We start from the raw sequence: 5,891 nt of genomic DNA, 5'->3' as shown, positions 1-5,891 counted from the left end.
AACGTGTCCCGATCCATGCCCGCCTCCCGCGTTCGGTATCCTTCATGATACCAAATCCGGGAATGCATAGCGAACGCTATTTGAGCCAATTATATCCACATCAGGGGGTGGAACGCCTCCAGGATGAGCACGCCGCCCGGCCGCAGCGCCCGCGCCATGGCCCGGTGCACATCGCGCCGGTGCTCCGGCCGCAGGTGCAGGAAGATGCAGACCGCCGCGTCATAAACTCCCTCCGGCCACGCCCAGTCCGTCAGGTCGGCGCAGGTGGTGCGGAGATTGACCCCCCGGTCGAGCGCCAGCCGCATGGCCTTTTGCAGGCCCACGGCCGAGCCGTCCACGGCGTGCACCTTCAGGCCCTGGCCGGCGAGCCAGACGCCGTTGCGGCCCTCGCCGTCGGCGACCGCCAGCACGCTTTGCCTCCGATCCAGCCGGTGGCGCTGGCGGGTCAGAAAGGCGCTGGGTTCGACGCCGTAGAGATGCCGGGGGCTCGCCGCGTAGCGGTCGTCCCAGAAGGCCGCGCTCATGAGTTCTGTCTCTCCATGATGCAATCGGGGGCGGGCGACCGCGGGCCGCCTCCGCCACACTTTGTCACAGGATGCCATCCGTGTGCGACACGTGGGGTGTAGACAGGCGCGGTGAAAGATGATGGGTGATGCCCCATCCACTTGCGTTGACCGGGGTCATGGCGCGCCGGACCCGGTCCGGCCACCGTCGCCGGTCGTCCGACCCGACCCCGTCCGTCCCCAAGAACCGCCGAGGCCCCGCCATGCTCCGACCCGTCGCGTCCTTCGTCCGCCGGCACTGGCGCAAGACCCTGGTCGTGCCCCCTGTCGTGGTGGGTGTGCTGCTGATCCTGGTTCTGGCCGGCGGCAAGGCCCCGCCCGTGCGCGCCGACGGCGCCACCGAGACCGCGCGCGCCGCCCGCATCATCACCGTGCCCGAGGTGGCGCTGGTGCCGCGCGCCACCGGCTTCGGGCAGGTCCGGCCGCAGGACGTCTGGCAGGCGGTGGCCCAGGTCGCGGGGCGCGTGGTGGCGGTGGACGACAACCTGAAGCGCGGCGCCATCCTGGCCGCCGGGACCGAGATCGCCCGCATCGACCCGTCCAACTATGACCTGACCGTGCGCCAGCGCGAGGCCGACCTGAAGGAACTGGCGGTGGAGGAGGAGAACGCCCGCGCCTCCATCGCCATCCAGGAACGCGCCGTTGCCCTGGCCGAACGCGATCTGGCGCGGCAGCGCGACCTGCGGCGCACCGGGGCGGCGTCGCAGTCGGCGCTGGATCAGGCGGAATCGGCGCTGCTGAACGCCGAACAGACGCTCCAGAACCTGCGCAACACGCTCAACCTGATCCCGTCGCGGCGCGCCCTGGCCGAGGCGCGGCTGGAGCAGGCCCGCCTGGACCTGGAGAACACCCGCATCACCGCGCCCTTCGCCATCCGCGTGGCCGAAGTGAACGTGGCCGAATCCCAGTTCGCCACCGTGGGGCAGGTGCTGGCGGAGGGCGACGGCATCGCGGTCTCGGAGATCGAGGCGCAGTTCACCTTCGCCGAGCTGCTGCCGCTGATGAACCCGGGCACCGGCGACCTGATGCGCCAGGCCACCCGCCGCGACAGCGTGGGCGAGGCCCTGGACATCGAGGCCACCGTGCGGCTGGAGACGGGCGGGACGGTCTCGCGCACCGTGTCCTGGCCGGCGCGGCTGGTGCGGGTGTCCGACACCATCGACCCCAAGACGCGCACGGCGGGGATCATCCTGGCCGTGGAGGGCAGCTACGAACAGGCGGTGCCGGGCGTGCGCCCGCCGCTGGTCAAGAACATGTTCGTCGCGGTGGAGCTGCGCGGCCCGGCCATCGAGGGCGCGGTGGTGGTGCCCCGCCTCGCCGTCCATGACGGGCGCGTCTATCTGCTCGACGGCGACGACCGGCTGGTCAAGCGGCCGGTGGCCATCCGGTTTTATCAGGGCGATCTGGCGGTGATCGAGGACGGCGTGCGGCCCGGAGACCGGCTGGTGGTCACCGACCTGATGCCGGCGGTCGCGGGCATGCTGCTCGACCCGCGCCCGGACGAGGCCGTCAGGGCCCGCCTGATCGCCGAGGCGACGGGTGAGGCCCCGGCCGCGGACGCGGACACCGCGGAGGAGGCCGGCCGATGATCGCCTATTTCGCCCGCCACCCCACCGCCGCCAACCTGCTGATGATCGGCATCCTGGTGCTGGGGCTGGCCGCCCTGCCGGGTCTGCAGCGCGAAACCTTTCCCAAGCTGGAACTCGATCAGGTGCAGGTCCAGGTGATCTACCCGGGCGCCACCGCCGACGAGGTCGAGAACGCCATCTGCCAGCGTCTGGAAGAGGCCGTCAGCGGCATCAACGACCTGAAGGAACGCCGCTGCACGGCCGTGGAGGGCGTGGGCACGCTCACCGCCGAGATGCAGGAAGGCGGCGACATCCGCCTGTTCGAGAGCGACATCAAGACCGAGGTGGACGCCATCGACAGCTTCCCCCAGGACACCGAGGACCCGATCGTCCGCACCCTGGGGCGCTCGGACTTCGTCGCCTCGGTCGCCGTCACCGGCGACATGCCGGCCACCGACCTGAAGGCCTACGCCGAGGAGGTCAAGAACCGCATGGGCGCCGCCGGGCTGGGTCAGGTGGAGATCGGGGGCTTTTCCGACCGCCAGATCCGCATCGAGGTGGCGACGGAAACGCTGCGCCGCTACGGCCTCAGCCTGCGCGACATCGCCACCCTGATCGAGCGCCAGAGCCAGGACCGCCCCTCCGGGCGGGTGGAGACCCGCGACGGCGAGGTGATCGTGCGCTTCGCCGACGAGCGGCGCTCGCCGGCCGCCTTCCGGGATCTGGTGATCGTGGCCTCCGACACCGGCGGGGAGTTGCGGCTGGGCGACATCGCCACCATCACCGACCGCTTCGAGCGCGACGAGGAAAAGGTGGTGCTGAACGGCAGCCGCGCGGCGCTGCTGGACATCACCAAGACCCGCGCCCAGGACACCCTGGAGGTGATGGACCGCCTGACCGCGTTCCTGGAGACGGAGCGCGCCCGCGCGCCCGCCGGGGTCTCGCTGACGGTCACGCGCGATGCCGCCTCCATTGTGCGCGACCGCCTGACCATGCTGCTGGACAACGGCGCCCAGGGCCTGCTTCTGGTGTTCCTGGTGATGTTCCTGTTCTTCTCGCTGCGCTTCAGCTTCTGGGTGGCGATGGGTCTGCCGGTGTCGTTCATGGGCGGCCTGTTCCTGATGAGCGTGCTCGGCCTGACCATCAACATGATCACGATGGTGGCGCTGCTGATCGCGGTCGGCCTGCTGATGGACGACGCCATCGTCATTTCCGAGAACATCGCCCGCCACCTGAAGCGGGGCAAGGGACCCTACGAGGCCGCCATCGACGGCGCGCGCGAGGTCATGCCGGGCGTGCTGTCGTCGTTCGTCACCACCATCTGCATCTTCGGCGCGCTGGCCTTCCTGTCGGGCACCCTGGGCCAGATCCTGCGGGCGCTGCCCATGGTGTTGCTGCTGGTGCTGGTGGTCAGTCTGGTCGAGGCCTTCCTGATCCTGCCGCACCACCTGGGGCACTCGCTGGAGAAACACGCGGAGACAGAGCCGCGCGGCTGGCGCCGCCGGTTCGAATCCGGCTTCGACTGGGTGCGCGAGCGCCTGATGGGGCGGCTGATCGACGGAGCCATTGCGTGGCGCTATCTGGCGCTTGGCGTGCTCATCCTGATGTTCCTGGGCACGGTCTCTCTGGTGGCCGGCGGGTTCGTGAAGTTCCGCGCCTTTCCCGCCCTGGACGGCACCACCATCCAGGCCGAACTTCTGATGCCGCAGGGCACGCCGCTGACCCGCACGGAAGAGGCCGTGGCCCGCATGGAAGCCGCCATCGACGATCTGGGCCGGCGGCTGTCGGACGACCTGCCGCCGGGCTCGGTCGATCCCGCCAACGCGGCCACGGCGGGCGGGGCGCTGGTCAAGTCCGTCATGACGCTCTACGCGGTCAACAGCACGGCCGGGGAGAGCGGCGCGCACGTGGCCACCGTGAGCGTGGACCTGATCGACTCGGACCGGCGGCCGGACCTGCCGGCGGGTGCCGTGGCCGATGCGTGGCGCGAGGCGGTGGGGGTCATCCCCGATGCGGTCTCGGTGCGCTTCGCCGAGCGCCAGATGGGGCCGGCCGGGCGGGATCTGGAAATCCGCCTGCGCGGTCAGGACACCGCGGCGCTCAAGGCGGCCTCGCTGGAGCTGCAACACTGGCTGGCCGGCTACGAGGGCGTCTATGACGTCATGGACGACATGCGCCCCGGCAAGCCGGAAATCCGCCTGCGTCTGCGCGACGGGGCCAGCGCGCTGGGGGTGCGCGCCGATACCGTGGCCCAGCAGATCGCCGCCGCCTATCAAGGCGTGACGGTGGACGAGATCCAGGTCGGCGATGAGGCGTTCGAGATCGATGTGCGATTGCGCGCCGAGGACCGGGAGTCTCTGGCGGATCTCGATGGCTTCATGGTGACCACCGACAGCGGCGACACCATCCCGCTGCCCAATGTGGCGACCTTCCACACCGATCGGGGCTGGGCGCGCATCGCCCGCGTGGACGGCTGGCGCACCATCACCGTGATCGGCGAGGTGGACGACACCCTCGCCAACGCCCAGCAGATCGTCAGCCACACCCGCGAGACCTTTCTGCCGCGCCTGCTGGAGCGGCACCCCGATGTGCGCACCGACTTCGAGGGCCAGGCGAAGGAGATGGCCGAGAGCATGGGTTCGCTCGGCCGCAACATGCTGGTCGGCCTGATCGGCGTGTTCCTGCTGCTGTCGTTCCAGTTCCGCAGCTACGCCGAGCCGCTGACCGTGATGGCCGCGATCCCCATGGCGTTGATCGGCGCCATCCTGGGCCATCTGGCGCAGGGACTGGAGCTGTCCATGCCGTCCATGATCGGGCTGGCCTCGCTGGCCGGCGTGGTGGTCAACGACTCCATCCTGCTGGTGATGTTCATCAAGCAGCGCCGGCTGGAGGGCATGAGCGCGCCCGACGCCGCCCGCCGCGCCGCGCGGGAACGCTTCCGGCCCATTCTGCTGACCTCGCTGACCACGATCATGGGGCTGGGGCCGCTGTTGCTGGAAACCAGCCTGCAGGCGCAGATCATGATCCCGCTGGCGACCAGCCTGGCGTTCGGATTGACCTCGGCGACCGTGCTGGCGCTGGTGCTGGTGCCGGTGGTCTACGTGATCCTGGACGACCTGGGCGTGGCCCGGCGCGTGCGGCCGGAGGATGTCTCGCCGGTCGGCCGCGATCCGGCGTTGGCGGGGGAGTGAGGGGGTGCGCGGCCCATCGCGGTGAGGAGTCTTGCGCCACAGGGCTTGCCCCCCTGATATCACTTTCGATATCATGAGGGGGCGAGGAAGGTCGAGGAGATCGCCCGTGGCCGAGTCCGCGTTACGGTGGGCATCGCCGGCCCTGAAGGCGCTGAAGGCGATGCCCAACCCCGTGAGAGAGACGGTGTCGTTTGCCCTGGTCCAGGCCCGGATGGGGCTGACCCATCTCAAAGCAAAACCCATGAAGGGGCTCGGCCCCGGGGTTTTTGAGGTGGCTCTGACGCACAAGGGCGATGCGTATCGCCTGATCTATACGACCCGTGTTGAAGGCGTCGTGTTTGTCGCCCACTGTTTCGTCAAAAAGTCCACGAGTGGCATCAAGACGCCGAAACACATCATTGACGCGGCGGAGCAGAGATTGAAAAATTTTTAGGGCTTATCCCTTTGAGTCCGGGACCACATCATGTGGTGACAGGTGGCCTGAAACGGCGCAGAACATAACGTGAACGCACGCCATTTCCGGAGCCCGACCATGAGCAAGTTTCCTCGATCCCTGCTCGAATTCCAGC

Annotated in this window: 4 protein-coding genes; 3 read left to right on the top strand and 1 reads right to left on the bottom strand. The window is 69.3% G+C overall.

What is annotated here, in order from left to right; genetic code table 11:
• Positions 1 to 89: 89 nt before the first annotated feature.
• Positions 90 to 524 (bottom strand): class I SAM-dependent methyltransferase, encoded by a 435-nt coding sequence (locus GHC57_RS18520; RefSeq protein WP_153347053.1) that lies wholly within the window; start codon positions 522 to 524, stop codon positions 90 to 92.
• Positions 525 to 766: 242 nt separating this feature from the next.
• Between GHC57_RS18520 and GHC57_RS18515 the strand changes: the two genes are divergently transcribed.
• The 3 genes from GHC57_RS18515 to GHC57_RS18505 all read left to right on the top strand — a co-directional run bounded on the left by GHC57_RS18515 (position 767) and on the right by GHC57_RS18505 (position 5,755).
• Positions 767 to 2,152 (top strand): efflux RND transporter periplasmic adaptor subunit, encoded by a 1,386-nt coding sequence (locus GHC57_RS18515; protein WP_153347051.1) that lies wholly within the window; start codon positions 767 to 769, stop codon positions 2,150 to 2,152.
• On the top strand, positions 2,149 to 5,322 hold the full coding sequence (locus tag GHC57_RS18510) for an efflux RND transporter permease subunit (RefSeq protein ID WP_153347049.1): 3,174 nt from the start codon (positions 2,149 to 2,151) through the stop codon (positions 5,320 to 5,322). The genes GHC57_RS18515 and GHC57_RS18510 overlap by 4 nt, the downstream gene beginning before the upstream one ends.
• A 106-nt stretch (positions 5,323 to 5,428) precedes the next feature.
• Positions 5,429 to 5,755: a type II toxin-antitoxin system RelE/ParE family toxin gene (locus GHC57_RS18505; RefSeq protein ID WP_211369248.1), complete on the top strand. Its 327-nt coding sequence runs from the start codon at positions 5,429 to 5,431 to the stop codon at positions 5,753 to 5,755.
• The last annotated feature ends 136 nt before the right edge of the window (positions 5,756 to 5,891 follow it).

This window comes from Roseospira navarrensis, from assembly GCF_009601025.1.
GTDB lineage: Bacteria > Pseudomonadota > Alphaproteobacteria > Rhodospirillales > Rhodospirillaceae > Rhodospira > Rhodospira navarrensis.
The sequence above is the reverse complement of the archived record's forward strand: the minus strand, read 5'-3'. Positions and strand labels throughout refer to the sequence as shown.

Bases quoted from the DNA above. Each gene is read 5' to 3' on its own strand.
- GHC57_RS18520 (WP_153347053.1), bottom strand. From the start codon at position 524: ATGAGCGCGGCCTTCTGGGACGACCGCTACGCGGCGAGCCCCCGGCAT.
- GHC57_RS18515 (WP_153347051.1), top strand. From the start codon at position 767: ATGCTCCGACCCGTCGCGTCCTTCGTCCGCCGGCACTGGCGCAAGACC.
- GHC57_RS18510 (WP_153347049.1), top strand. From the start codon at position 2,149: ATGATCGCCTATTTCGCCCGCCACCCCACCGCCGCCAACCTGCTGATG.